Origin of the sequence: Corynebacterium sp. KPL1995 (genome assembly GCF_000477935.1) — a bacterium.
In the GTDB taxonomy this organism is placed as follows: Bacteria; Actinomycetota; Actinomycetes; order Mycobacteriales; family Mycobacteriaceae; genus Corynebacterium; species Corynebacterium pseudodiphtheriticum.
In genome coordinates this window covers 1,215,153-1,240,695 of record NZ_KI515715.1, presented here as the reverse complement: position 1 = coordinate 1,240,695, position 25,543 = coordinate 1,215,153, and the positions used below count along the sequence as shown (strand labels likewise).

Here is a 25,543-nt window from a genome sequence, read left to right as displayed (position 1 = left end):
TTGTGCAACGATTTTTTACTTTAAGCGCTATGGAGGGCCAACGTGGCTGAACAGACAAAGATCACCAAGGTATTGATCGCCAACCGCGGAGAGATCGCGGTACGCATCATCCGCGCCGCCAAGGACGCCGGCATCGGCTCCGTGGCCGTCTATGCGGAACCCGACGCCAACGCGCCTTTCGTTGGGCTTGCCGACGAAGCTTTCGCCTTGGGTGGCTCCACGTCTGCAGAGTCATATTTGGACTTCCACAAAGTACTCGACGCCGCGAAGAAATCCGGCGCCAACGCCATCCACCCTGGCTACGGCTTCCTATCCGAAAATGCCGATTTCGCACAAGCAGTCATCGACGCCGGCTTTATCTGGATTGGCCCCTCACCAGAAGCCATCGCGAACCTAGGCGATAAAGTCACCGCGCGCCATATCGCAGAAAAAGCTGAAGCCCCGATGGCACCGGGCACCAAAGATCCAGTCGCTGACGCCGCAGAAGTGGAAGCTTTCGCGGACACACACGGCCTGCCCATCGCCATTAAAGCCGCATTTGGTGGTGGTGGCCGTGGCATGAAAGTCGCCTACGAGCGCGAAGAAGTTGCCGAACTTTTTGAATCCGCCACCCGTGAAGCGACTGCCGCCTTCGGCCGCGGGGAATGCTTCGTCGAACGTTACCTCGACCGTGCCCGCCACGTGGAAGCCCAGGTGCTGGCCGACCAGCACGGCAACGTCATCGTCGCCGGCACGCGTGACTGTTCGCTACAGCGCCGTTTCCAAAAATTAGTGGAAGAAGCCCCAGCCCCGTTCTTGACGGACGCGCAGCGCGCAGAAATCCACGAATCGTCCAAACGCATCTGCCGTGAGGCCGGTTATTACGGTGCCGGAACCGTCGAGTTCTTGGTGGGTTCCGATGGCCTGATTTCCTTCTTGGAGGTCAATACCCGACTGCAGGTAGAACACCCGGTTACGGAGGTAACCACCGGCATCGATTTGGTGCGCGAGCAGTTCCGCATCGCCGAAGGGCAAAAACTGCGCTTTAGCGAAGGCCCCACCCCAGTCGGCCATGCCTTTGAATTCCGCATCAACGGCGAGGATCCGGGCGCAAATTTCATGCCCACACCAGGCACCGTGGCGACTTATTCCGAGCCTGCCGGCCCCGGCATCCGCGTGGATTCCGGCGTACGCCAGGGCACCGTAATCGGTGGCCAGTTCGACTCCATGCTGGCCAAGCTGATCGTGCACGCGGAAAACCGCGAAGAAGCCCTAGCGCGTTCTCGCCGTGCACTGGATGAGTTCCTGGTCGACGGCATGCCCACGGTCATCCCTTTCCACCGCACAATCATCGACGATCCGGCTTTCGCATCCGCCGATGCCGAAGGTTTTACGGTATACACCAAGTGGATCGAAGAAGAATGGAACAACGAGCTCGCTGCTTTTTCTGGGGAACACGTGGAACCAGAAGCCGAAGCAGACTTGCCACCGCAGAAATACGTTGTCGAAATCGACGGACGTCGCATCGAAGTCGCACTGCCTGGCTCATTGACTGTTGGCGGTGGCGGAGAAGCACCAAAGAAGAAGGCAAAGAAACGTCGCGGCGGTAGCTCTAAGGCCGCCGTGTCCGGTGATGCCGTCACTGCCCCAATGCAAGGCACCGTGATCAAGGTGGCTGTGGAAGAAAACCAAGAGGTCGCAGAAGGCGATGTCATCGTCGTCCTGGAAGCCATGAAAATGGAAAACCCGGTGAAAGCCCACAAAGCTGGCACAGTTACTGGCCTGCAAATCGCTGAAGGTGGACAAATCGGCAAAGGCGATGTCATGTTGGAGATCAAATAAGTCATCTTCCCCAAAATGTGTAGCCCACGCTATATAGATTTCGGTTATCCTAGGTAGCTATGACTAACGACACAACTATCACCCTGCGCCCGGCTACCAACGAGGACCGCACCTACCTATCCCGTCTGCACTACTTAGCTGACGTTTTCGGCGACGAGTCCCGCGACCTCCCGGAAAGCGAAGCCGCTGATCACCACAAATACGTCAACCAGTGGGATCCGTACACCCAGGGTGGCATCATCGCGGTATCAAGCCACGCGGTACCAGCTGGCGGTTTGTTCCTGCGCTACTGGAAGTCCAATAATCCTGGTTCTGGCTGGGTTGGCTACCCAGAGGTGCCGGAGCTCGTGATCGCGGTTGAGCGCCGCTATGCCGGCCTCGGGTTGGGCACTCGTCTCTTGGAGGCCGGTGTGGAGCTCGCGCGCGCACAAGGCGCCCCAGGTATCTCTTTGTTCGTGGATAAGGACAACCCACGTGCGCGTTCGCGCTATGAGAAATTCGGCTTCGAATACAAGACAGATTCCACAATGGTCAAGTGGTTCGCGACTCCACGCGTTTAGCGGGGCGTTGTGGGAGTCTAGCGGGGCCGGTCTGCACGTTGAGCGGGATTTAACCCGCCACGGCTCCGTGGCTATTTCATGGTCTCCACATCATCACCACCGCTTCATCACCCAGCTTCACAATAACTTATAAATTTGGCTATGCTAACCTATTGGTCGTAATAAGGGTGGACTAGCAACACCGTACGCTAGTTCGGCGTTGCTGGTCTGCACTTCAGTTTTGCGACCAGGAGGTACAGCCACAGTGCCAGCATCCCCACTGCCCGAAGCAGCAGCAGTTTCCTCACCACTTCCCCACAGGCAATTCTCCCCACACCCAACGTCGATAAGCAGACAATCGCTCGGCAGCCCATTCCACAGCCGGAAGGCCAGAAGCGCATTCCTCGCAGTCGCCTGCAGCTTGGGGCTACTGACTGCATGTACCGCACCAGCCGATGATTCTGCGCACTCCAGCCAGAATACAACCACCGGCACTGCAGGCAGCACAGAATCGTCTGCTACACGGACAATTTCGCACGCAATGGGATCGACGGAGCTGGGCGAAGAAATTACCACCGTCGCAGCACTCGACCGCACGGTATTGGACCCAGCTATCGCTCTGGGCTTGCACGTCGTTGGCTTCACCGAGCTCCAAGGGGGCAGCGAAATCCCTGCTTATTTCGGCGATGATGGTGAGAAATACGCAGGTGACGCGGTCTCGGTTGGTGAACTTAATGACCCGTCATTAGAGAAAATCGCTGCGCTGAAACCCGATGCGATCTTGTCGTCGAAAGTCCGGCATGAAGATCTCTACGAACGGATGAGCAGCATCGCGCCGACGGTTTTTTCTGATTCTGGAGGCCATGGCTGGAAAGACAGCTTGCGCCTGGTAGGTGAAGTAGCGGGTAAAACCGAAAAAGCCGACGAGCTGATCACCGAATACGAAGAGCGTGCTGCGCGCATCGGTGATCGCGTACGCGAAAAGCTCGGGAAAAACCCGAGCGTGACGTCCGTGCGATTCGTCGATGGGCCGACTCGGATCTATAAAGACGACAGCTATATCGGGGTGATCTTTGCCGATCTCGGCTTCGCACGAAATGACGCTTCCACCGGCACTGGGTTCACCACCGAAATTTCCGCAGAAGAAATCGCCAAAGCAGATGCAGACTACATCTTTACCAGCGCGTATGGCGACAACGATGGCGAAGCCGCAAAGACACAAGAAGAATTCCAGCGCAATCCGCTCTGGAACCAACTGAAAGGTGAGATCCACGATGTCGACGACACCATTTGGATGAGCGCCGTCGGCATTTATGGAGCAAACGAAGTACTCGACGATATCGCCGAGTACTTCGAAGTGGACGCAGACTAGCTGGACAGAGACTAGCTAGTCTAGTCTCGCACTAGTCTTCCTTGATCACTACGATCAAGTCTCCACCCTCCACGCTAGTGGCTTGGCCCATCGCAACCCGTTCGATGGTGCCATCCACGGTCGCGGAAATCTGGGCTTCCATCTTCATCGCCTCGATGATGGCAACTTCGTCGCCAGCAGAAACCTTGTCACCCACCTGTGCGGTTGGGTTCACCACACCAGCAAATGGCGCTGCAACGTGGCCAGGGTTAGACTTATCGGCCTTTTCCACAGACGCGACGGATGATTCCACTGAGTTATCGCGGACCTTGATCGGGCGGATCTGTCCATTGACGTTCATCACGACATTGCAGATACCCTTCTCATCCGGATCACCCACGGCATCCAGACGTACCACCATGGATGGCGGAGTGGAGCCTGTCTCGTCCGGAGCAAAGTGCAACACGGTTTCTTCGCCTTCCACCAAGCCATAGAAGAAGACGCGATCATCCAACGCGGAGGTATCGCCGTAGCGGCGCTTGAATTCTGCGAATTCTTCCACCTGCTTCGGGAACAATAGACGATCCAGCCCGCCGCGGCGCACCCACTTATCGTCGTCGGCAAGCGCTTTTTCTTCTTCTTCCGGCACCTCGGTCAACGCCGGTTTCGAATCAGAGCGGCCCGCTAGTGCTTTATCTTTCAGCTCTGGCCAACCAGCTGGTGGGGTTCCCAACTCACCGCGCAAGAAAGCAATGACCGAATCCGGGATGTCATATTTCTGCGGATCAGCCGCGAAATCTTCCGGCGAGACATTTGCTCCCACCAAGTGCAGCGCCAAGTCGCCCACTACCTTGGACGATGGCGTGACTTTGGTAGGGCGCCCCAGCATCTCGTTCACGGCGGCATAGGTGTCTTCGATCAGTTCGAAGCGATCGGCCAAGCCCAGCGCGCTGGCCTGGGTACGCAAGTTAGATAGCTGGCCGCCCGGGATTTCGTGCTTGTAGACGCGGCCCGTCGGCCCAGGAATACCAGACTCAAACGGTGCATACACTTGCCGCACGGCTTCCCAATACGGTTCCAGATCGCCTACAGCCTGCAGATCCAGACCAGTATCGCGATCAGTATTTTCGAAGGCAGCCACAATCGCCGACAGTGATGGCTGCGACGTGGTACCGGCCAATGGAGCCGAAGCCCCGTCGACCGCATCCGCACCTGCGTTGGCTGCTGCCAAATACGTTGCAAGTTGGCCGCCAGCGGTGTCGTGCGTATGCACGTGCACCGGCAAATCGAAGTTCTTGCGAAGTTCAGTAATTAACTTGCTGGCGGCTGCCGGACGCAGCAAGCCCGCCATATCCTTGATTGCCAATACGTGCGCGCCGGATTTCACAATCTCTTCTGCCAGGCGCAGGTAGTAATCCAGAGTGTAAATATTCTCTTTCGGCGAAGCCATATCACCCGAGTAGGCCATGGCAACCTCGGCGACCGACTTGTTGGTTTCCAGCACAGCGTCGATAGCTGGGCGCATTTGCGAAACATCATTCAGCGCATCGAAAATACGGAAAATATCGATGCCGGAATCGGAAGCTTCCTGCACGAAGGCCTTAGCGACGGCATCCGGGTACGGCGTGTAGCCAACGGTGTTGCGCCCACGCAGCAGCATTTGCAGGTTGATGTTTGGCATCTCTTTACGCAGCAGATCCAAGCGCTGCCAAGGATCTTCATGCAAGAAACGCATAGAGACGTCGTAAGTAGCACCGCCCCAGGCTTCCACGGAGTACAGATCCGGGGCCATGCGTGCGACATGCTGGGCTGCAGCGAACAGCGTAGAGGTACGCACGCGAGTAGCCAGCAATGACTGGTGTGCATCACGGAACGTGGTGTCGGTGACCGCCAGCGCATCTTGTTCTCGGATCGATTTCGCGAAACCTTCTGGGCCGAGCTCCAGCAAGCGATCACGGGAGCCCTTCGGGATCTCCGGAGACAATTTCTTTGGCAGCTTATCGAAAGCACGCAGCGCAGTTGGGCGTTCACCGTGTGGTTTATTCACGGTCATATCTGCGATGTATTCCAAGATCCGGCCTGGCTCATCATCAGCTGGTGGCGCTTCCAGCAGGTGTGGGTGATCCGCAATGAAGCCAGTGTTAATGCGTTTATTCGCGAATTCTGGTTCGCGCAGCAAGGCGCGCAGGAAGCCGATATTCGTCGAGACACCGGTGACGGTGAATTCGTTCAGTGCGCGCTGGGCACGGGCTACAGCGATCTGGAAATCCGCACCACGGCAAGTCATTTTCACCAGCAGCGAGTCAAAATTCGGGGTGATCTCAGCCCCGACAGAGGTAGCGCCATCCAGACGTACACCCGCACCGCCCGGCGAACGGTACGACGACACCGTGCCGGTATCCGGGCGGAAGCCGTTGGCAGGATCCTCAGTGGTAATACGGCACTGCAGCGCGGCACCGGAAAGTGTGATGGAATCCTGTGTCAGACCCAATTCGTGCAGCGTCGCACCAGCAGCAATGTGCATTTGCGATTTCACGATATCGACCGAAGTAACTTCCTCGGTGACGGTATGTTCCACCTGCACACGCGGGTTCATTTCAATGAAGACGTGCTTGCCGTTTTCGTCGACAAGAAACTCGACCGTACCGGCACCCTCATAATTGATGTGTTCACAGAATCGCACCGCGTCGGCACAAATCTTTTCCCGCAGCTCAGCATCCAAAAACTGCGCCGGAGCAATTTCAACAACTTTTTGGTGACGACGCTGCAACGAGCAGTCACGCTCATACAGGTGCACCACGTTGCCGTGCGAATCCGCCAGGATCTGGACCTCGATGTGCTGTGGCTTAATCACCGCGGTCTCTAGATAAACACTAGCGTCTCCGAATGCGGCCTCGGCTTCACGAGAAGCTTCGGAGATTTTGGTGCGCAGCTCTTTCTCGTTTTTCACAAAGCGCATGCCACGCCCACCACCACCAGCCACGGCTTTGACGAACAGCGGATATTCAAAGTCTGCGGAATACTCCACCAGCGTATCGACATCCGACGACGGTTTCGAATCCTTCAGCGTCGGCAAGCCAGCTTCTTCTGCAGCATGAACAGCCGCGGCCTTATCACCGGTCAGGTGCAAAGTATCTTCTGTTGGCCCAATGAATTTGATTCCGTTTTCGGCGCACTTGCGTGCCAAATCCGCACGCTCAGACAAGAAACCATAGCCCGGATAAACCGCGTCCGCACCAGATTTCTTCGCAGCGCGAATGATTTCGTCGACGTCCAGATATGCCTTAACCGGCTGAGCTTCCGCACCAATCCGCACTGCCTCATCGGCAAAAGCACGGTGGAAAGAGTTGCGGTCTTCTTTCGGATACACCGCGACGGTACGCGCGCCGGTCTCGAAAGCGGCGCGGAATGCGCGAACGGCAATTTCGCCGCGGTTAGCAACAAGAATTTTGTTGAAGGCTGGCAAGCCTGACTGTGGCACGTCATTTTCCTTTCGGATATACACATGAGAAATCACCCACCCACATCGTCACACACCGCCTCACCGGCTGAGCGTTACAGATTGTTGGGTAATCTAGGTCTCAATATACTAAACCCGCCGTGGGTGACGGCGGGAGGGGTGATATCTCGATAGAAAATACGCAGCTTAAGTCAGCGTATCTGGGGCAATCAGGCGACGAGCTGCCTCGGTGATCGAACCAGACAGTGACGGGTACACGGCAAAAGAATCCGCCAGATCCGTCACAGTGAGGTTGTTTGCCACCGCAACCGCGATCGGCAAAATCAGCTCCGAAGCATGCGGAGCAACTACCACGCCACCAATAACCAGGTCGGATTGCCCACGGCAGAAAATCTTCACAAAACCATGGCGCAGCGAACGCATCTTCGCACGCGGGTTGGTGTGCAACGGCAATTTAAACTTCCGGGCCAGCACTTCCCCATCTTCGATTTCTTTTTCTGTCACTCCCACAGCCGCGATCTCCGGACGAGTGAACACCGCGGTAGCCACCGTCTTCAAACGCAATGGCGAGACACCTTCGCCTAGTGCGTGGTAGGCCGCGATACGGCCCTGCATAGCAGCCACCGATGCTAATGGGAACAGGTTCGAGCAATCGCCAGCGGCATAAACATTCGGCACGTTGGTACGCGAGACGCGGTCCACCTTGATGTGGCCAGACTTTTCCATCTCCACACCTAGGCGCTCCAGACCCATATTGGAGGTATTCGGGATGGAACCAATCGACAGCAGCGCATGCGAGCCATGAATTTCACGGCCGTCGTCAGTGATCACCACAACGCCTTGCCCACCTTCACCGTCAGTGCGCTTGATCTCGGAAACACGCGCGTGCTTTTCCAGTTCCACGCCACGCTCGGCCAGCACTTCCTCCAGAGTATCGGCAGCATCGGCGTCGTCATGCGGCAAAATACGATCACGTGAAGCCACCATGGTGACCTTCACATCCAGCTCAGAAAACGCGGAGACAAACTCGGCACCAGTAACACCGGAACCAACCACAATGAGGTGCTCTGGCAGCTCTTCCAAGTTATAAATTTGCTGCCACGTCAAAATCCGTTCACCATCTGGCTGCGCACCCGGCAAAATACGTGGGCTCGCACCGGTGGCCAGCAACACCAGGTCACACGGGATAAGTTCTTCGCGGCCATCTTCTTTATGGGTAGCAGTAACCAGGTGGGTGACGCCGGAAACCATTTCCTCGAAGCTAGCGCGGCCGTTAATTACGCGCACGCCCAGCTCTTCCAGGCCTTCGGCGATATCGGCGGACTGGTCATTAGCCAGCACCTGCACACGTTCGTTCAGCGCTTTCACCGAAAGGTTGGTTTCGCCAATCCCCTCGTTCAAGCCCATGTCGTCGGCACGGCGCAAGTCAGTTTTAATATTCGCGCCGGCGATAAACGATTTCGATGGAACACAATCCAGCAGCACCGAGTTGCCACCCGGAGCCAGATCATCAATCAAGGTCACTTTGGCACCATATTTAGTTGCCGCCGAGGCTGCTTCATACCCGGCTGGCCCTCCGCCTATGATGACCATTCGCTTTGCGGTGTGAGACACGCGGGCTCCTTACACTCTCATCGAAAATTATGTGCGGTTTGATGTTGTCCGGCCTGCATTTCTCCGGCCTGATGTAGTCGTGGGAACCATCAGAGGGTTAGCAGGATTTGACCTCAGCGGCACGCCCACACACCAGGTTTGGTGTGCAGAACAACGCAGCAAAGATCACATTTAACCCATTCTAACGCGCTTGTTCCTCATAACGCGCAACAATGCCACCAAACAAACGAATGCCGACGGCCAACGAGCGCTCATCCGGGTGGAAGTTTCCCTGATGCAGGTCCTGCATTTCGCCGGTACCCGACCAGCACCCCAGGCGCGCCATAGAACCAGGAACGTGTTCGAGGTACCAGGAAAAATCTTCCCCTCCCGACGATTGCGGAGCTTGCACTGCCGCCTGCGGATCAATGCCGGTCACTGCCTCTGCCAGCAGGGCCGTTGCCACCTCGTCGTTAAGCACGGGTGGTACACCTTGGTCATGCGTAATGGCGTAATCTACCCCGGTTGGAGCCAGGATCTCACCGACGATTCCTGATAATTCCCGACGCAGCCAACGCCACACGCTGATATCCGCGGTGCGCAACGTGCCCATCACTGAACCTTGTTCTGGGATCGCGTTCGGAGCAAATCCCGCGTGAATGGCACCAAAGACTACGACGGTGCCGGTGCGCGGATCCACTCGGCGCGAAAGCACTGCTGGCAATTCCGTCACCAATTTGCCCAGTGCGTAGACGACGTCGCTAGTGAGATGAGGGCGGGAAGTATGCCCACCCGAGCCAGAGACTGCAATTTCAATAACATCTGAGGCCGAGGTAATCGCACCCGTACGGATTCCGATCTGGCCAACTTTCAATTTGGGTTCTGCATGCACCGCGTACAGCGCCGAGACCCCTTCGAGTGCACCCCATTCAATCACATCAACTGCGCCACCAGTCATAACTTCTTCAGCCGGCTGGAAAATTACCCGCACGCCAAAGCTCAAAGCACCGGGATAAGCACTGATCAACTGTCCCAAAGAACACGCCAAGCCCAGCGCAATGGTGGTGTGAATGTCATGCCCGCAAGAATGCGAAACCCCATCAATCTGCGAAGCGAATTCCGCACCGGTGAGCTCTTGAATGGGCAGCGCATCAATATCAGCACGGAAGGCTATGCGACCTTTACCGTGGTCCTCACCGACATCGACATAAAGTCCCGTTTCTGGGAATCGGTGAGGGTGCAGGCCGTATTCTTCCAGCACCTGGCATAAGAAATCCGTGGTGGCGTATTCCTTGTGGGATAGTTCCGGGTTACGGTGAATGTGGCGACGCCACCCGAGAACCTCGTCGTGATGGTGTTCGATCCACTCAGCAACGAACGAGGCAATATCCATCAACCCGGTCCTTTCTTCAGCTATCTAACAGCTAATCTCCAATTGCGAATCTCGCAATTACTCTTGCACCCTACTCTGCACAGTACACAGGCCCGAATTATACGCTGTTATCTTTTCCTGCGACGTTCTCCCGGGGACCGCTTGGGTAGCGTGATTTCCGCTGTTCCTAACGGTTCTGGTGCGGCGAATTCCGGAAGCTCATCGGTGACTGCCCGCGCCAAATACAGCGGGCTAAACGGGGCTGTGTCATGCTCTGCAACGGGCCACCTGCCCTGCAAATGCGGGGTGGTCGCCGCACACGGACCAGCAATCACCTCATCTACCCCGGGCAACAGCACGCCTGGCGGAACATACAGAATCTGTGCCAGCTTGTACACCGTGGACAACACGGGATCAGCAGCTTTAGCTCCAGATTCGTTACGTTCCAGGTTAGAAATAAGGTTGCGCGAAAGCCCCGATAATTGCGCTAACCGGGTCTGCGATAGCCCGCGCATTTCCCGCAAGGACCGCAGATTATTAGCTAGTGCGTGTCCGTAGCTTGTCCAATACCAGCGGTGATATTCCACCATTGCGTATCCTCCCCCGAAAACAACTGCAATGCGCTCCCACTCTAGTATGAGCGGAACCACACGCGCAGTTGCCACGCGGGGTGAGGCTTGGCCTAGGGCTGGCTAGGATTTGCTCGCGTTTGCTGGCGTTGCCGCCAACTCGGGCTAGCGTTCTAGTGTTTTAGCGCTCTAGCGCTCTAGTGTTTTTGCGTTTGCCTACAGCCCACGGGCACGGGGAATTAGAGATCAATATTGCGCGGGCCATACAGGCGATCACCAGCATCGCCAAGCCCAGGAACAATATAGGCGTCGTCGTTAAGCTCCGGGTCAATGGCCGCGGTGACCAGACGCACCGGCAAACCGGACTCCTCGAGGGCCTGCACACCCGGGCGAGCAGAAACGATGCACACCGCAGTGATGTCACGCGCACCTCGATCAGCCAACAGGCGCAGTGAATGCAGCAAAGAGCCACCAGTTGCCAACATCGGGTCGACCAGGAAGACCGTGCGATCGCTCAAATCATCCGGTAGAGCTTCCAAATACGGAACTGGCTCGTGAGTTTGTTCATCCCGCGCCATCCCGATGAAACCAACTTGTGCATCCGGGATCATTGCCAATGCTGGATCTACCATGCCTAGCCCGGCGCGGATGATCGGCACGATAATCGGCGGGTTCGAAAGCCTGGTGCCGGTGGTTTCGGCAACCGGGGTGTGCAGGGCAAACTCGTCGATGTCTAAGTTGCGTGCGGCTTCATACACCAGCATGGAGCCTAAGTCTTTCAATGCTGCGCGAAAAGCTGCATTGTCGCTGCGTTGATCGCGCAGCAAGCTCAAACGCGCGGCGGCCAGGGGGTGTTCTACCACGGTGATATCCATAGTGCCCATGCTATGCCATGGGGCTGGCTTTGTGGCTGGCGGTGGAAACTCGTGGGAACCTTTGTGCATTCACCGCTGTCTAATGGGGCATGACGACGTTCACTTTTGCTTATGACCATGCCACTGCTCTATCCCACGACCTAGAAAAAGCCGCAGGTAGCATCCGTGAACCTGCCCCACCAATGGCCGAGCCTTCCGTTGCCGCCAAAGCAGATGGCCAGCAGGGCCAGCAGGAATTCCGCACCGCTTTAGAACGCGCCACGACTATAACTGCTACACATTCGCGCCGGTTAGCACGGCGTTTACAGCAAGCTGCGGATTCTGGTTTCACCATGGTCCGTGATGCCCAATTGGCAGAATCCAGCACGATCACCGAATCGAATACGCTTGCCGACGCCCTGCCTGGCCGAAGTACCTCAACCAGCGGCAATTTCTCTAACCAACACTCCTCTAATGGATAAGGAGGCGGGCTGATGAACGTCTTGGAAACTATCAACCGCATCAGTGAGCTCGCTCCCGCGCAGCTAGGTGATTTTTCTGCACCCATCATGCCGGATGTCTCCGCTGCTGGTGAATTGGCCGCCATCAGTGGTGCGAGCGCTGCGGATATTGAGGCAGCTGCAAAACTGATCGACGGGAATAATCACCACATCGCAGAAATCACCGCCGAGGCACAAGTAGCGATAACTACCACTGCAGAAAATCTATTGGGAATTGGGCACTCATTTCTCCAACAGGCTGCCCCTGTAGCACTGACAGCACTGCAACCAGTCCCAGGTGCCGCTGCAGGCTCTATCGCGCAGCTTGACGCCCTAGCACGCAGCCACATGGCGGAAGCGGAAACGGCGGCCAACGAGCTGGACGAACAGCTTTCTGCATTGGCTACGCGGCTGCACGGTATCGCCGAAGAACCGTTTGCACTCGATGATGCTTCACCCACTGCAACACCTCCTAGTCCAGCGCAGTACGCCAGCACCGGAGGCAATGGGACTGCTTACAGCCCGGACAATAACGCTGCTTTCCCTGAAGCAAATTTTGTACCAGCAGCACTAGAAACCACCGAAGAAACTGGCGCTCAAGCTGGCACTCCAACTGGCACAGAAACTGATAACCCGACAGACAACGCAACAGATGATGCCAGTGCCGCCGCCGGGCGCGCAGCCGTTGCTGCTGCCCGAAGCCAGCTGGGAACGCCCTACCAATGGGGCGGAACCACACCTGGTGTCGGATTCGATTGCTCTGGATTCACTCAATGGGCCTGGGGCGAAGCCGGAGTAGATATTCCCCGTTTGGCACATGAACAGGCCGTCGGCCAGCAGGTTTCTGTCAATGAATTGCGCGAAGGAGATCTCGCGGTTTGGGACGGGCACGTAGCCATGTATGCCGGAAACGGGGAGCTTATTGAGGCAGGCAGCCCGGTATCTACTTCACCATTGCGGACCAACAACTTAGACATGAATTTTCACGGTTTCTATCGGCCGACGGCTTAGCAACTCAACAGGCCAAAACCATGCCAAAGCCATGCCGAATCCATCGCCTGCCACGCGTCACAGACGCCATCTCAGCACCGTCACAGAGCCGTTACAGCACACTGTTTAATCGGGTTCGCTAAACTTAGTGCCCATGAATAATCGCGCGATCATCCCGGTTTCTGTTTCATTCAACAGTGGTGACTTTTACACCCTGTGGGCTCCAACCTGGAAGGAAAACGGCTCGCAATGGGAAGCCTTTCTGGGCGACGATGAAAACGTCTTAGTCTTTCCCACTGTGGCAGAAATGCTGGTGTACTTAGAAAACACCACGAAGCACGACCTGCGTGACCACCCGAAGTGGAAAGATTTCGCAGAACTTCCGGAATACCGCGCGCACCCGGAAGACCGCGATCATTATGACATCGTCGGCTTGCCCCACTACCTGGCCGATCGTCCTTCGTATGACGCCGTCGCTACCTCTGCCAAAATTTTGTCGATCACCAAAGCCCTCGGCAATGTCTGCGCCGATGACGACACGATGATTTTCTTTTCTACCCACTCTGTGCTGAATAACGTGCAGCGCGGCGCTGACCACTACTCTGGCGAACACGGCCTTTCCGAGTGGTCTTCCGTCGGCCGAGCGGTTCTCACCAACTGGAAAAAGATCGAATCGAATCTGGCAGATAGCGTGCGCATTGTTGATGTCACCGAAGAATTCGCCAGCGTCGACAAAACCACCATCGAAGATGCCGAAAAGCGCATCGCTTCTTCGAAGGAGCAAGCCGACCAAGAGCGCGCTAAGCGGGAGGAAGAACGCAAGCGCGAGGCAGAAGCAGCCGATCCTTATGATTCCTCAGCCTGGGCCGCGGCAGGTATCGACCCTATTAAGATCACCATCGACGGTAAATCTGTGTACACATTGCGGTGCTATGTCGACGGCACACCGGTGTTTTTGGGGCGTTTTGGCACCATCAACTCCTTCGCGACCAGCCGCCAGTTGTTACGCTGGATCATCGAAAATGATGAACACGACCTCGCAAAGGTTTCTACGTGGGAAGACATAGTGACTGCCGCCAACGCCGGTGAACTGGATGTCACGGTCCACCGCGATAACTCCTATAGCTTCCAGGGGCTCACTGAGGACATGGAAAAAGGGCCTGAAGCAGTGGACGTGCCACAAATGTCGGCGTGTTACGAACTACTCGCCGATGCAGCAGACTGGGCTGGTGACGATTCCATCAACTCGTATATGCTGGCCAACCCACGTTTCCAGGATTACCTGGGCTATATGCTCGGCTCACAACAAACCAGCGGCTACGTGCCTTCCAAGCCCTACACCGACCACTCGAAAGGTTGGCGCGGCTTGGAAGACATGCTGGTCAAACGCTTCACGAAGTTCTAGTCTACGTTCTGGCCTGCGGAGCCGTCCTCGGTTACCGCCCCCGTTTCACCAGCTTCTTCCGCTTCCTCAGATTCATTAGTTCCTTCTGGCTGCCGCAATTCTGCGTCAGCCAGTTTTTCATAGCGCGGCAAAATCTGGGTTTCCAGCAGCTGCTGGCGCTCCGGCTCACTCAAGAAACTAGCCGTGACTGTCTTTGCAGTAAGGTCAAAAAACTCTTCGAGCCCATAGCCGAAGGTCTCGGTAAGCGAATTCATGACATCACTGCAGCTACCAGCATGCAATTGCCCAGCGGAAATGGTGCAGCGAAACCCCAGCTGCTGCAGCAGCGGCAACGGATGATCCGGAAGCTCATCGACGGCTGCCTCTCCCAAAGATTCGTCGGCAAGATCCCACAGCGGAGTCATTTCCGCAGTGATGCCCCGATCGCGCACCCAACTCGAAATCTTTCCTGGCACAATACCGGTGATATCAGCAGAAAAGTCATCCACCAGCGCCAGCGGGCGACCTAAGCGCAACGCGCCTAGCTGTACAGCGGCGCCAACCGCATCAATACCGGCAGCACCGTCGATCGCGAAGGGCAGATAATTTTCACGCAGCTTCGTGCAAGCAGCGCTCAAGGCCGAACCCACAGCATTCCAGGCAGCATCCCCGCCCAGGATAAACACCATCCCAGCAAAGTTGGGATCCCCCTGCGCTTGTACCGCCAGCTCCGTCAATTCGGAAACGGCAGCACCATCGGCACGCGCGCACACTAACAACCTCGCCTGGATCCCCTCGGCAGCCACGGCATCGAGCGCCGTGGCAAAGGCGTCGGCAAGCACAAAATCATCAGTGCAGAAATCCTCCACCACAACACGTAACTCAAGGTAGACGACATTATCCTCGTGATAGCGACGCACCGTCGACTGGATGTGTTTGGCCAATTGCTCGCGAGATGCCACCTGGGAACCGTCGTCGGTCTGCGTGGGCAAGTATTCATGGATGCTGACTTTCGGCAGCTCAGTGATCAACTGGGAAGCAAAGTTTTTATGCTCTGGGCTAATCGCAGGAGTCTCAATCATGCATACGATGGTACCGTCCGAATTTTGCGGTCTGAGATTCGTTGCCGGTGTTTGTGCGCTGAGCCTAAACACTGTGTTTGCTAAGACAATTGCTTCACCCCGCCTACGGAATAAGCAACGCTGCGGGTCGCGCGGAGTAGAATTATTGGCTGTTATGAATGAGAGCAAACCCGGCCGGCGCGCCATTGTGAGATACGGTTCAACCTGTTGCGCGAATCTTCTGGTCGTCGGCATGGCCACAGGAGCAACCACGCTTGGCATTGGCGCTTTTGGCTCCGCGACCCCACACGCTGCCGCAACCCCGCACGCTGAGGCAGCCCCGCTGCTTCACGCCCAACAGGAAGAGCCCACTCCATTGGAAGGCCCCGCTCCAGCCCCAAGCGAGGGCGACGAGTCGGCTGCTCCGGAGCCACTAAGCCGCGAGGACGCACCCGATACCAGCTCGTGCCCGAACCGTGTCCATCCGCCACAAGCGCGGACCACCTCTGAGGCTGTCGCACCCGGTCAGCCCTCTCCTACCCCATTGCCGCCGCTGGAGAAACAAAACTGCGGGGTAAGTACCGCTCCCGGATTTCATGTCGACGAATCCGTCTTGGCTTCGGCCTGGTTGGTTGCCGACATCGATTCTGGCGAGATCATCGCACAAAAAGATCCGCACGGACGCTACCGCCCAGCCTCGATTATTAAAGCATTGCTGGCATTGGTCGCCATTGCAGAGCTGGACCTGGAAAAGACCGTGACCGTCTCGCAGGAATCTGCCGATCAAGTCGGCTCCCGAGTAGGCATCGGCGCCGGTGGCGAATACACCATCGAGCAGCTATTGCACGGTTTGTTGCTGGCATCGGGTAATGATGCTGCCCACGCTCTGGCACAGGAACTCGGCGGCGACGAAGCGACGCTGCGCAAGATCAATAAGCTTGCCGACGATCTCGGAACCACAGACACCTACGCCGCGAGCTATTCCGGTTTGGACGTCGCGGGCAACTCGGCTTCTGCGTATGACCTGGGGTTGATTTATCGCGCGGCCTACCAAAACCCGACTTTTGATCGCATCGTGAACACCGAATTCATTGCCTTCCCAGGCTTCGACGAGCACGAAGGATTCGAAGTATGGAACGACAACCACCTGTTCATGAATGATCCGGACGGCATGGGCGGTAAAACTGGTTACACCGACGATGCCAACCACACCTTCGTCGGTGCACTGAACCGTGACGGTCGGCGATTAATGGCGGTAATTCTCGATACCACCGTCGACAAGGCCCGCGCGTGGGAGCAGGCGCAGAAGCTATTGCACTCGGGATTCTCTGTGGCACCGGGCACGAATATCGGCATGCTGCAACCAGTCGCCAATGCAGACACCGAACCCACCCTGACACAGGGGGCTAGTCCAGCACCGCAAAATTCCGATGATGCATCGCCAGATAGCGCAGACGCGGACAATGCCGGTACGAATGCTGAACCCCACGAAAAGACGATCTTGATTGTGGTGCTGGCTGTCATCGCCGCTGGCGCCGGAATTGCGGCAATAGCTGGATTTATCTTGCGCAGGCGTTAAGCTCTTTGCCACGGACAACTCTATATTTTCCCAAGATAGCAATTGTTCGGGAAAACGTTATCCAGACGTTATTTCGCCTTAAAGATCCGGCGAAGCGCCCAGCCACCAACAGCACCCAAGCCTGCCCCGGCACCCAGCAGTGTGCGGGTCGATGGACGCTGTTTCACCTCATGGCGCACTCGGATCACGGCTGGTTCGGGAACCGGAACCTCTTCCGTGGCACGAGCCTGCTTGGTGGTGGCGGTGAATGCAGAAACGTAGAGCACCACGCGCCAGATCAAATACAACACAATCATCAAAGCGATAATCGGACCGAAGATTGCACCAGTTGGGCTACCAGTAGCCGAAGACAGAATCACGGTAAACAGCTGCTTGATTACTTCAAAAACAAGTGCGCCAAGTAATGCTCCAATGAAGCCGGCTTTCTTCGGTACCTTCTTACGCGGCAGAATAACCACCAGCCACCACATGACCAGGAAGTTCGCCAGAATACCAATGAACAACGCAGAGAAGAACAGAATATAGTTCAACCCTGGCATCACATCTTCTACATGAAGCCATTCCAAAATGGTAAATACAATACCGGAAGAACCCGCGGCGGTGATACCAAAAGCAATGATAAAGGCGAGAATCAGACCAACTAAGCCCAGCAAATCATTAATCTTCTTGACGACGAAGTTGGCCCCGTCGTTCGGATCCATATTCCACATCGCTGAAATACCGGAACGCAGATTGTGCATCCAGTTCAGACCGGTCCACAGCGCAGTCAAACCACCAATACCGGCGACCGCACCACGGCGTTCGACCGCGCCTTCCAGGATCTCGTTGGCGATTTCGCCCATCTGCCCTTCCAGAGATGCCGTGATCTGATTCTGGAAGCTAGCAAAAAGCTCGGGACGTCCTGCCAGAACCTGTGCAGCCGCAGCGACGATCAACATGGCGATCGGGAAGACCGCCAGCACCGAAAAATAAGTAATACCGGCGGCAAACTGATTACCGCCCTGCGCACCATAACGTTCGACGGTGCGCATAACGTGGTCGAAAAAGTCCGATTTTTGGCGCATCTTGTCGACGAAACCGGGCTCGTCTTCTCGAACTCGCTCGATGCCGTAGTTATCGTGGTTTTTCTCGTTTGACTTTGTGGTGGTGGCTGCCACTTCAGTGTCCTTTAGGTTGGTGTTGGTCGTGCATTCAGGCGGGTTGTCACATATGTGTTGTCACAGACGTGCACTAGCCAGCGCTGACCTACGTTGGCTAGTGCAATCTTAGACTGCCCTGAATTTTCTCTGTGAGAGCTGCTTGTTCACTCTAACGCATCCTGGACTAGCGTATCTTCGCTGGCAGGAAACCCACCTTGTCGTAAACGTCGGCAAGCACTCCAGCAGCCACTTCCCGGGCGCGCTCGGCTCCATCGGCAAGAATTTGGCCCAACTGTGCGCGATCATCCATGAGTTCGTCGTAACGAGCACGCAGCGGAGTGGTGAATTCTTCCAACGCATCCGCAGTATCGACCTTTAGATGGCCATACCCTTTGCCCCCGTAGGAGTCGATCAGCTCGTCAACAGAAGTGCCGGTAAGCGCAGACTGGATGGTCAGGAGGTTGGACACCCCGGGCTGCTGCTCACGATCAAAAGCAATAACGCCGCGGTCATCAGTGACCGCTGATTTCAGGCGCTTCGCCGAGGTCTTCGGCGGATCCAGCAGGTTAATCAACCCCTTCGGATGTGGAGTGGATTTCGACATTTTGATCGTCGGATCCTGCAAATCATAAATCTTGGCCGAACCTTCTGGGATGAACGGCTCGGGAACCTCAAAGGTGCTGCCAAAACGGGTGTTGAAACGTTCCGCCAGGTTACGGGTGAGTTCCAAATGCTGGCGCTGATCTTCACCAACCGGTACGCACTGCGGACGGTAAAGCAAAATGTCAGCGGCCATGAGCATCGGGTAAGTGAACAAGCCCACCGACGTGCGCTCCTCGCCCTGCTTAGCGGACTTGTCTTTAAACTGCGTCATGCGTGCAGCCTCGCCGTAGCCAGTCAGGCACTGCAGCACCCAATTCAGCTCAGCATGTTCCGGCACATGCGACTGGATAAACAATGTGGAACGCTCCGGATCAATCCCCAAAGCGATCAATTGCGCGACACCAGCGAAAGTACGCTCGCGCAGCTGTTTCGGATCCTGCTCCACCGTCAATGCGTGCATATCTGGGATGAAATAAAACGCGTCAAAGTCATTTTGCAGCTCAATCCACTGCTTGAGCGCTCCGAGGTAATTACCCAGGTGATACGAGTCTGCGGTTGGCTGAATGCCAGACAGCACGCGTGGTTTGTCGGTTGTAGGCACCGATGCAGTCATCTTCTTATCCTTTACTGAAAAACGAATGGTTTCTGGCACGCAAAAACCCTGCTGGCGGGAGTGCAACCAGCAGGGCGCGAAGCTAACGGTAGCTAGTGGGTATTCAGCTAAACCTTGCGCGAAGTTGGATCATAGAGATCCAGCGCAGTGGCGAAAGCAGCAACGAGGAACGCGCCGCCTACACCCATGGTGATACCTGAAACCAGCCCTGCCATGGAATACTGCACGTTCAGGTACCAGACAATCGAACCGGCCAAAATGGCGATGCCGATGATCAGCCAGGATAAAACGCGAATCATACTGAATTCTCTTTCCGCTCAGCGTCAGAAGTTAAGTTCCTTTTATGCTAGCAGGTTAGTCGCTTTCCGACGATTTTGGCTGCTTATTATCAGGGTTCTTAGTTTTCTTCGAGGCCTCCGGTTTGATCCCCCTAGCAACCTTTGATTTCGCTTTCCGCGCGGTTTCGCGCACAAACTGCGCCGATAGGCGCAGGCGCGGATCCACCGGCTGGTTTTCGTCGTTATACGCGAAAATTGGCATGGACTTGTTGTACTTCACTGCCCACATGCGCACGGCAAAAGTCACGATCAGCCCCGCGGGAATCACCACTGCCGGTGGGGCACCTAATTGTTCCAAGACCATATAAGTCACCGAGCCGATCAGTGCGCAGGCTGCATACAAATCGCCCATGAATACTAGCGGCACACGGTCGCTTAAGATATCGCGCAAAATTCCGCCGAAGACACCGGTACAAATCGCGGCCACGATAGCGATCAATGGCCCATGGCCTTCCGACAACGCCACCTGGGTACCCAACACCGTGAAGGCGGCCAACCCCACCGCATCAAGCGCCAAAAAGAGCGAACGGAAATAGTGCATGAAAAACGACAGCGAAACAGTGATCGCCGCAGCTGCCAGTACGACAATCAAATACACCGGATTTTCCACCCACACCAGCGGGTAATGCCCAAGTAACACGTCACGCACTGTTCCCCCACCGAAGGCAGTGATAGCGGCGAGCAGCGAGACGGCGAAAAAATCCAGGCGCTGGCGGCCAGCAGACAAAGCTGCGGTCATGGCCTCTGCGGAAATACCGACGACATATGTCGCGGTCAATAACGTCGTCACGGTCATTGATGCACGTCCTTTACATGAGCTGGAATCGAAGCTGGGGCTGCATTAGAGCGGCGCTGGGGCTGCGCTAGAGCGCAGCTTGAGCTCCGAGCCGAACTTAGTGAAATTCCACCAACAACGGCGAGTGATCCGACCAACGTTGCTCGACCGTCGGGGCCTTTTCTACCCAGGTTCGTTGCGCGCGTTCCAGCATGGCGCGAGTAGCAGCCTGATAATCAATGCGCCATCCCGCGTTGTTGTTAAAAGCCTGACCGCGGTAGGTCCACCAGGTATACGGGCCGTCTTGTTCCGGATCTGGGTTGAGACGACGCGCCAGGTCAAACCACTGCGGGTCGGTGGTCGGTTCACGTCGGGTGTGTGCCGAATAATCAACTACGCCTTGGTAGTCACCAAGAAACTTCTTCTCTTGCGGGGCAGCATCAGGAAACGCCCCGAAGACGGAATCAAAAAAGGCGCGTTCTTCCGGCAAATGGCCGGAGACCTTTTCATTAGACTTGTTGTTTTTCAGATCTTGGCTGCGGTGGCAAATATTCCAGTCCCCACCGATGACCATGTTCTCGTGTGCAGCTGCACGCTGGTTCAAAATCGAATCAAATTCATCCAAGAAAGCATATTTTTCGTCTTGCTTAGCTGTCCCCTGCGCGCCGGAAGGCAAATACAGCGAGGCGACGCGGACATCACCAAAGCTAGAACCCAGAGTGCCTTCGATCCAACGACCGGCATTATTAAACGCACTGTCGCCGCCAAAGCCCACCTGGACGTCGGCAAGCGGACTCCGCGATAAAATTCCCACCCCGGCGCGACCCTTGGCCTCGGCATCAGCCACTACCAGGTGCCAGCCAGATTCCAGAGCAGGGGCTAATGCCTTTTCGGTTTGTTCCGGGGTCGCGCGGACTTCCTGCATGAGGACGACGTCGGCACTGGTATTTTCCAACCAGAGATTCATCCCCAGGTTATCGTCGTTACGTTTCTTGCAGGCGGCGCGGATGCCGTTGACGTTAACTGTGGCTATCGTCAGTTGAGGTTCAGACATGGCACCCACTGTATAGGGTGGGCGTCACAGTGTGGAAACTAACCGGTCTTAGTGAACAGCTTGTCCCGTTTTAGTGAAGGACTTGTGGCGCAACCAAATAGTCGGAAACCAAATAAGGATTGCAGCAATGGCCAAAGCGGCACCAGCAAGCGATGGAGCGCTGTAGCTGTAACCGGCGGAAATCACCGCACCACCAAGCGCAGCACCCGCAGCATTCGCCATGTTTAGTGCGGAATGGTTCAACGCAGCAGCCAGAGTCTGCGCGTCGCCAGCGGTATCCATCAAACGAATCTGCAGCGATGGCACCAGCGTCGAACCGAAAAAACCTACCAGGCCGAAGTTGATGGTACCTAACCACGGATTCGACGAGGTGAAATAGAACGCGACCAGCACCAGGCAGATCATCGCCAAAGCAAACAGGATGCCCTTTTCCAAGTTCCAGTCAGCAACGCGCCCACCGAACCAAGTGCCCGCAACCATACCAATGCCGTAAGCCATAAGGACCACCCACATCAGTGACGGATCCAGCCCAGCTTGTTCGGTCATCGTCCAGGAGATGTAGGTGTAGACCGCGAACATGCCGCCGAAACCAACGGTGCCCATCGCCAGGGTGAGCCATACCTGGCCACGCTGCAATGCGCCCAACTCCGTACGAACGGAGGTCGCCCCCATGCGCACCATGTGCGGCATCAGGTACCACAACGACAGCAGCGTAATAACGCCAACAGCCGTCACGAAAACGTACGACGCGTGCCAGCCAAAGGCTTGCCCCAGCGCCTGTGCTGCAGGAACACCGCCGACGGTGGCAAAGGACAGCCCCATCGAGACAAAGGAAATCGCACGTCCGCGTTCACCCTCCGGCGCCATCGAAGCCGCGGCCAAACCCGCCACCGAGAAATATGCGCCATGTGGCAAACCCGCAAGAAAACGGGCTGCAAGTAAGAATTCATAGCTCGGCGCGATGACCGACAAGAAGTTTCCTGCGATGAACGCACCAACCAGCAGAAGCAGCAACCGTCGCCGGGGAATCTTTCCTGTGACAGCAGTGATCGCCGGCGCACCGATGACGACGCCCAACGCGTACAGGGAAATGATGCGTCCCGCAGAGTCTTCCGTGACCCCGAAATCCTCGGCGATCAGCGACAACAAACCCATGGACACGAATTCGGTAACTCCAATACCGAATCCACCCAGCCCCAGGGCAACCATGACGATATAACGTCGTTTCTCTGTGATCTCAGTTTGCCGTGGCAGGGCTCGACGACGAGGGGCAGAAGCAATCTTGCGCAAATGACTCAGGTGTGGCACGCATGTGACCCTACGCCGAAAAACATGCAGGTGCCTAGTTTCCCGTTTGTTGTGTGTTATGCGCCACGACAACACACGGTGTTGGGTCATCTTCATGGCGTTTATGGCTGACAATCTTTATGGCCTTTACGGCAGACGATTGCTTTTGTAGGTAACCTGGTACCGCGACATTTTAGTGACGAAAATTTTAAGGAGTCTGAGATGGCGAAGATTATTTGGACCCGTACCGACGAAGCCCCTCTGCTGGCAACCTACTCATTGAAGCCAGTAGTCGAGGCTTTTGCTTCCACCGCGAATATTGATGTTGAAACCGCCGATATCTCCCTGGCTGGTCGTATCATCTCCCAGTTCCCAGAGCGTTTGACTGAAGAGCAAAAAATGGACGACGCCCTGGCACAACTCGGCGAACTGGCTCAGAAGCCAGAAGCGAACATCATCAAGCTGCCAAATATCTCAGCTTCCCTCGTGCAGCTAAAGAACGCCATCAAGGAACTCCAGGAAGGCGGCTACGACGTTCCTGATTACCCAGACAAGCCCGCTAACGCCGAAGAAGAAGACATCCGCAACCGCTATGACTCGGTGAAGGGTTCTGCCGTAAACCCAGTGCTGCGCGAGGGCAACTCTGACCGCCGCGCACCACAGGCTGTCAAGAACTTCACCAAGAAGCACCCGCACTCCATGCAGGACTGGCCAGCAGATTCCAAGTCCGCCGTGGCCACCATGGATGCCAACGACTTCGCACACAACGAGAAGTCCGTCATCATCGACGGCGACGACGAATTGAAGTTTGTCCTCAAGGCCGCCGACGGCTCCGAAAAGGTACTGAAGGAAGGTCTGAAGGTTGAAGACCGCGAAGTAGTCGACGCCACCTTCATGTCTGCGAAAGCCTTGGATGATTTCTTGCGCGAGCAGGTCGCTTACGCCAAGGAAAATAACCTTCTGTTCTCGGCTCACTTGAAGGCCACCATGATGAAGGTCTCCGACCCGATTCTATTCGGCCACGTGGTACGTGCGTATTTCCACGAAGTTTTTGAGAAGTACGGCGAAGAGCTGATCGAAGCCGGGCTGAATGGCGAGAACGGCCTGGGCCATATCCTGGAAAACCTGGACAAGCTGGACAACGGCGACGAGATCAAGCAGGCCTTCGACAAGGCGCAGGAAGACGGCGCCCCGCTGGCTTACGTCAATTCCCACAAGGGAATCACCGCCTTGCACGTGCCTTCGGATGTCATCGTGGACGCTTCCATGCCTGCGATGATGAAGACCGGCGGACAGATGTGGAACAAGAACGACGAAACCCAGGACGCCTTGGCTATCATCCCGGATTCTTCCTACGCCGGTGTGTACCAGACCGTCATCGAGGATTCCCAGGCGAACGGCCAGTACGACCCAACCACCCTGGGTACCGTTCCAAACGTGGGCCTGATGGCCAAGAAGGCCGAAGAATACGGCTCCCACGACAAGACCTTCAAGATCCCTTCTGCAGGCACCGTCGAGGTGCGCAACAGCGCCGGTGAGGTTCTGATCTCCCACGACGTGGAAGAAAACGATATCTGGCGCGCCACCCAAACCAAGGATGAGCCAATCCAGGACTGGGTCAAGCTGGCTGTTTCCCGTGCGCGTACTTCCGGCATGCCAGCCATCTTCTGGTTGGATGAAAACCGCGGCCACGACGCCACCCTGATCAAGCTGGTGAACAAGTACCTCGCAGATCACGACACCGAGGGCTTGGACATCACCATCATGGATCCGGTCTCTGCCACCAAGAAGTCCGTCGAGCGCATGCGCAACGGTGAGGACACCATCTCCGTAACCGGTAACGTGCTGCGTGATTACAACACCGACCTGTTCCCGATCTTGGAGCTGGGTACTTCCGCGAAGATGCTATCGGTAGTTCCGCTGATGGCTGGCGGCGGACTGTTCGAGACCGGTGCTGGCGGTTCCGCTCCGAAGCACGTGCAGCAGGTTCTGGAAGAAAACCACCTGCGCTGGGACTCCCTGGGTGAATTCCTGGCGTTGGCGGAGTCCTTCCGTCACGAGGCTTCCAAGAACGACAACGCGAAGGCCTCTGTTTTGGCCTCGACGCTGGACAAGGCCACCGAGAAGCTTCTCGACGAGGGCAAGTCGCCTTCCCGCAAGGTAGGCGAAATCGACAACCGTGGCTCTCACTTCTACCTGGCGATGTACTGGGCTCAGGAACTGGCAGCACAGTCGGAGGATTCTGAGCTGGCTGAGCACTTCGCCCCAATCGCGGAGAAGTTCTCCGAAGCTGCTGACAAGATCGATGCCGAGCTTATGGAAGTTCAGGGCGACAGCGCTGATTTGGGTGGCTACTTCCAGCCATCCGACGACAAGGCTTCCAAGGTCATGCGCCCATCGGCTACCTATAACCAGCTGATGGAAGATCTGAAGAAGTAAAACCTCACGAGTAGCTGCGGTGTCTGCGCCGGATATCCGGCGCAGACACACATTTAAAGCTTAAAGCGCCCGAGGCAGGGTTTTGCCTCGGGCGCTTTTTGGTGTCCGGGTGGTGTCGGTTTGGTGCTGGCCGGATAATGACGCGCTGGATAATGCCTGGATACTGCTTGGTTATTCGCGGTTTGGTGCATTTTTACAAATAGTGCAGCAAAACAGGGGCTT

At 56.3% G+C, this 25,543-nt stretch carries 20 protein-coding genes; 8 read left to right on the top strand and 12 right to left on the bottom strand.

What is annotated here, in order from left to right; all coding sequences use genetic code 11:
* Window positions 1-42: 42 nt before the first annotated feature.
* The 3 genes from HMPREF1292_RS05490 to HMPREF1292_RS05480 all read left to right on the top strand — a co-directional run bounded on the left by HMPREF1292_RS05490 (window position 43) and on the right by HMPREF1292_RS05480 (window position 3,732).
* Window positions 43-1,821, top strand: coding sequence for an acetyl/propionyl/methylcrotonyl-CoA carboxylase subunit alpha (locus tag HMPREF1292_RS05490; protein ID WP_023019066.1), 1,779 nt, complete (start codon window positions 43-45; stop codon window positions 1,819-1,821).
* 59 nt (window positions 1,822-1,880) lie between these two features.
* A complete protein-coding gene (locus tag HMPREF1292_RS05485) occupies window positions 1,881-2,381 on the top strand; it encodes a GNAT family N-acetyltransferase (RefSeq protein WP_021351845.1) in 501 nt (166 codons plus the stop codon).
* A gap of 244 nt (window positions 2,382-2,625) precedes the next feature.
* On the top strand, window positions 2,626-3,732 hold the full coding sequence (locus HMPREF1292_RS05480) for an ABC transporter substrate-binding protein (RefSeq protein WP_023019065.1): 1,107 nt from the start codon (window positions 2,626-2,628) through the stop codon (window positions 3,730-3,732).
* A 31-nt stretch (window positions 3,733-3,763) separates the two neighbouring features.
* Here the strand turns inward: HMPREF1292_RS05480 and HMPREF1292_RS05475 are convergent, their stop codons facing one another.
* The 5 genes from HMPREF1292_RS05475 to upp form a co-directional block, all read right to left on the bottom strand.
* Complete coding sequence (locus tag HMPREF1292_RS05475) at window positions 3,764-7,192, bottom strand: pyruvate carboxylase (RefSeq protein ID WP_023019064.1); 3,429 nt, start codon at window positions 7,190-7,192, stop codon at window positions 3,764-3,766.
* 165 nt (window positions 7,193-7,357) lie between these two features.
* Window positions 7,358-8,764, bottom strand: a complete 1,407-nt coding sequence (locus HMPREF1292_RS05470) for an NAD(P)H-quinone dehydrogenase (protein WP_021351848.1) — start codon at window positions 8,762-8,764, stop codon at window positions 7,358-7,360.
* A 202-nt stretch (window positions 8,765-8,966) separates the two neighbouring features.
* A complete protein-coding gene (locus tag HMPREF1292_RS05465; protein WP_023019062.1) occupies window positions 8,967-10,157 on the bottom strand; it encodes an amidohydrolase in 1,191 nt (396 codons plus the stop codon).
* Between the two features lie 107 nt (window positions 10,158-10,264).
* Window positions 10,265-10,726 (bottom strand): helix-turn-helix domain-containing protein, encoded by a 462-nt coding sequence (locus HMPREF1292_RS05460; protein WP_023019061.1) that lies wholly within the window; start codon window positions 10,724-10,726, stop codon window positions 10,265-10,267.
* A gap of 218 nt (window positions 10,727-10,944) precedes the next feature.
* Window positions 10,945-11,580, bottom strand: a complete 636-nt coding sequence (upp, locus tag HMPREF1292_RS05455; RefSeq protein ID WP_027017579.1) for a uracil phosphoribosyltransferase — start codon at window positions 11,578-11,580, stop codon at window positions 10,945-10,947.
* An 89-nt stretch (window positions 11,581-11,669) separates the two neighbouring features.
* On the opposite strand from upp, the gene HMPREF1292_RS05450 reads away from it, so the two are divergent.
* The 3 genes from HMPREF1292_RS05450 (at window position 11,670) to HMPREF1292_RS05440 (ending at window position 14,454) form a co-directional block, all read left to right on the top strand.
* The gene (locus HMPREF1292_RS05450) at window positions 11,670-12,041 is read left to right on the top strand and encodes a hypothetical protein (RefSeq protein WP_023019059.1); all 372 of its coding nucleotides are present in this window, start codon (window positions 11,670-11,672) and stop codon (window positions 12,039-12,041) included.
* Window positions 12,042-12,053: 12 nt separating this feature from the next.
* Window positions 12,054-13,070, top strand: coding sequence for a C40 family peptidase (locus HMPREF1292_RS05445; RefSeq protein ID WP_023019058.1), 1,017 nt, complete (start codon window positions 12,054-12,056; stop codon window positions 13,068-13,070).
* A gap of 133 nt (window positions 13,071-13,203) precedes the next feature.
* Entirely contained in the window at window positions 13,204-14,454 is a 1,251-nt protein-coding gene (locus HMPREF1292_RS05440; RefSeq protein ID WP_021351854.1) for a hypothetical protein, read from the top strand.
* On the opposite strand, the gene HMPREF1292_RS05435 is transcribed toward HMPREF1292_RS05440, so the two are convergent.
* The gene (locus HMPREF1292_RS05435) at window positions 14,451-15,515 is read right to left on the bottom strand and encodes a hypothetical protein (RefSeq protein ID WP_023019057.1); all 1,065 of its coding nucleotides are present in this window, start codon (window positions 15,513-15,515) and stop codon (window positions 14,451-14,453) included. The genes HMPREF1292_RS05440 and HMPREF1292_RS05435 overlap by 4 nt on opposite strands.
* 154 nt (window positions 15,516-15,669) lie before the next feature.
* Here HMPREF1292_RS05435 and HMPREF1292_RS05430 point away from each other — a divergent pair, with 154 nt between their 5' ends.
* A complete protein-coding gene (locus HMPREF1292_RS05430) occupies window positions 15,670-17,073 on the top strand; it encodes a D-alanyl-D-alanine carboxypeptidase family protein (RefSeq protein ID WP_023019056.1) in 1,404 nt (467 codons plus the stop codon).
* Between the two features lie 68 nt (window positions 17,074-17,141).
* On the opposite strand, the gene HMPREF1292_RS05425 is transcribed toward HMPREF1292_RS05430, so the two are convergent.
* The 6 genes from HMPREF1292_RS05425 to HMPREF1292_RS05400 all read right to left on the bottom strand — a co-directional run bounded on the left by HMPREF1292_RS05425 (window position 17,142) and on the right by HMPREF1292_RS05400 (window position 22,903).
* Window positions 17,142-18,230 carry a YhjD/YihY/BrkB family envelope integrity protein gene (locus HMPREF1292_RS05425; protein WP_023019055.1) on the bottom strand — a complete coding sequence of 363 codons (1,089 nt, stop codon included), beginning with the start codon at window positions 18,228-18,230 and terminating at the stop codon, window positions 17,142-17,144.
* Window positions 18,231-18,396: 166 nt separating this feature from the next.
* Window positions 18,397-19,428: a tryptophan--tRNA ligase gene (gene trpS, locus HMPREF1292_RS05420; RefSeq protein ID WP_023019054.1), complete on the bottom strand. Its 1,032-nt coding sequence runs from the start codon at window positions 19,426-19,428 to the stop codon at window positions 18,397-18,399.
* Window positions 19,429-19,535: 107 nt separating this feature from the next.
* Window positions 19,536-19,727, bottom strand: coding sequence for a hypothetical protein (locus HMPREF1292_RS05415; RefSeq protein ID WP_021351859.1), 192 nt, complete (start codon window positions 19,725-19,727; stop codon window positions 19,536-19,538).
* Between the two features lie 55 nt (window positions 19,728-19,782).
* The gene (locus HMPREF1292_RS05410; RefSeq protein WP_021351860.1) at window positions 19,783-20,562 is read right to left on the bottom strand and encodes a trimeric intracellular cation channel family protein; all 780 of its coding nucleotides are present in this window, start codon (window positions 20,560-20,562) and stop codon (window positions 19,783-19,785) included.
* Between the two features lie 97 nt (window positions 20,563-20,659).
* On the bottom strand, window positions 20,660-21,595 hold the full coding sequence (locus tag HMPREF1292_RS05405; RefSeq protein WP_023019053.1) for an exodeoxyribonuclease III: 936 nt from the start codon (window positions 21,593-21,595) through the stop codon (window positions 20,660-20,662).
* Window positions 21,596-21,643: 48 nt separating this feature from the next.
* Window positions 21,644-22,903, bottom strand: a complete 1,260-nt coding sequence (locus HMPREF1292_RS05400) for an MFS transporter (protein WP_051137369.1) — start codon at window positions 22,901-22,903, stop codon at window positions 21,644-21,646.
* Window positions 22,904-23,104: 201 nt separating this feature from the next.
* Between HMPREF1292_RS05400 and HMPREF1292_RS05395 the strand changes: the two genes are divergently transcribed.
* Window positions 23,105-25,321: an NADP-dependent isocitrate dehydrogenase gene (locus HMPREF1292_RS05395; RefSeq protein ID WP_023019051.1), complete on the top strand. Its 2,217-nt coding sequence runs from the start codon at window positions 23,105-23,107 to the stop codon at window positions 25,319-25,321.
* The last annotated feature ends 222 nt before the right edge of the window (window positions 25,322-25,543 follow it).

What these genes read in the sequence shown, in the direction of transcription:
- HMPREF1292_RS05395 (WP_023019051.1), top strand. Translation starts at nt 23,105, where the DNA reads ATGGCGAAGATTATTTGGACCCGTACCGACGAAGCCCCTCTGCTGGCA.
- HMPREF1292_RS05485 (WP_021351845.1), top strand. Translation starts at nt 1,881, where the DNA reads ATGACTAACGACACAACTATCACCCTGCGCCCGGCTACCAACGAGGAC.
- upp (WP_027017579.1), bottom strand. Translation starts at nt 11,580, where the DNA reads ATGGATATCACCGTGGTAGAACACCCCCTGGCCGCCGCGCGTTTGAGC.
- HMPREF1292_RS05430 (WP_023019056.1), top strand. Translation starts at nt 15,670, where the DNA reads ATGAATGAGAGCAAACCCGGCCGGCGCGCCATTGTGAGATACGGTTCA.
- HMPREF1292_RS05445 (WP_023019058.1), top strand. Translation starts at nt 12,054, where the DNA reads ATGAACGTCTTGGAAACTATCAACCGCATCAGTGAGCTCGCTCCCGCG.
- HMPREF1292_RS05415 (WP_021351859.1), bottom strand. Translation starts at nt 19,727, where the DNA reads ATGATTCGCGTTTTATCCTGGCTGATCATCGGCATCGCCATTTTGGCC.
- HMPREF1292_RS05410 (WP_021351860.1), bottom strand. Translation starts at nt 20,562, where the DNA reads ATGACCGTGACGACGTTATTGACCGCGACATATGTCGTCGGTATTTCC.
- HMPREF1292_RS05405 (WP_023019053.1), bottom strand. Translation starts at nt 21,595, where the DNA reads ATGTCTGAACCTCAACTGACGATAGCCACAGTTAACGTCAACGGCATC.
- HMPREF1292_RS05470 (WP_021351848.1), bottom strand. Translation starts at nt 8,764, where the DNA reads ATGGTCATCATAGGCGGAGGGCCAGCCGGGTATGAAGCAGCCTCGGCG.
- trpS (WP_023019054.1), bottom strand. Translation starts at nt 19,428, where the DNA reads ATGACTGCATCGGTGCCTACAACCGACAAACCACGCGTGCTGTCTGGC.
- HMPREF1292_RS05435 (WP_023019057.1), bottom strand. Translation starts at nt 15,515, where the DNA reads ATGATTGAGACTCCTGCGATTAGCCCAGAGCATAAAAACTTTGCTTCC.
- HMPREF1292_RS05450 (WP_023019059.1), top strand. Translation starts at nt 11,670, where the DNA reads ATGACGACGTTCACTTTTGCTTATGACCATGCCACTGCTCTATCCCAC.
- HMPREF1292_RS05440 (WP_021351854.1), top strand. Translation starts at nt 13,204, where the DNA reads ATGAATAATCGCGCGATCATCCCGGTTTCTGTTTCATTCAACAGTGGT.
- HMPREF1292_RS05460 (WP_023019061.1), bottom strand. Translation starts at nt 10,726, where the DNA reads ATGGTGGAATATCACCGCTGGTATTGGACAAGCTACGGACACGCACTA.
- HMPREF1292_RS05465 (WP_023019062.1), bottom strand. Translation starts at nt 10,157, where the DNA reads ATGGATATTGCCTCGTTCGTTGCTGAGTGGATCGAACACCATCACGAC.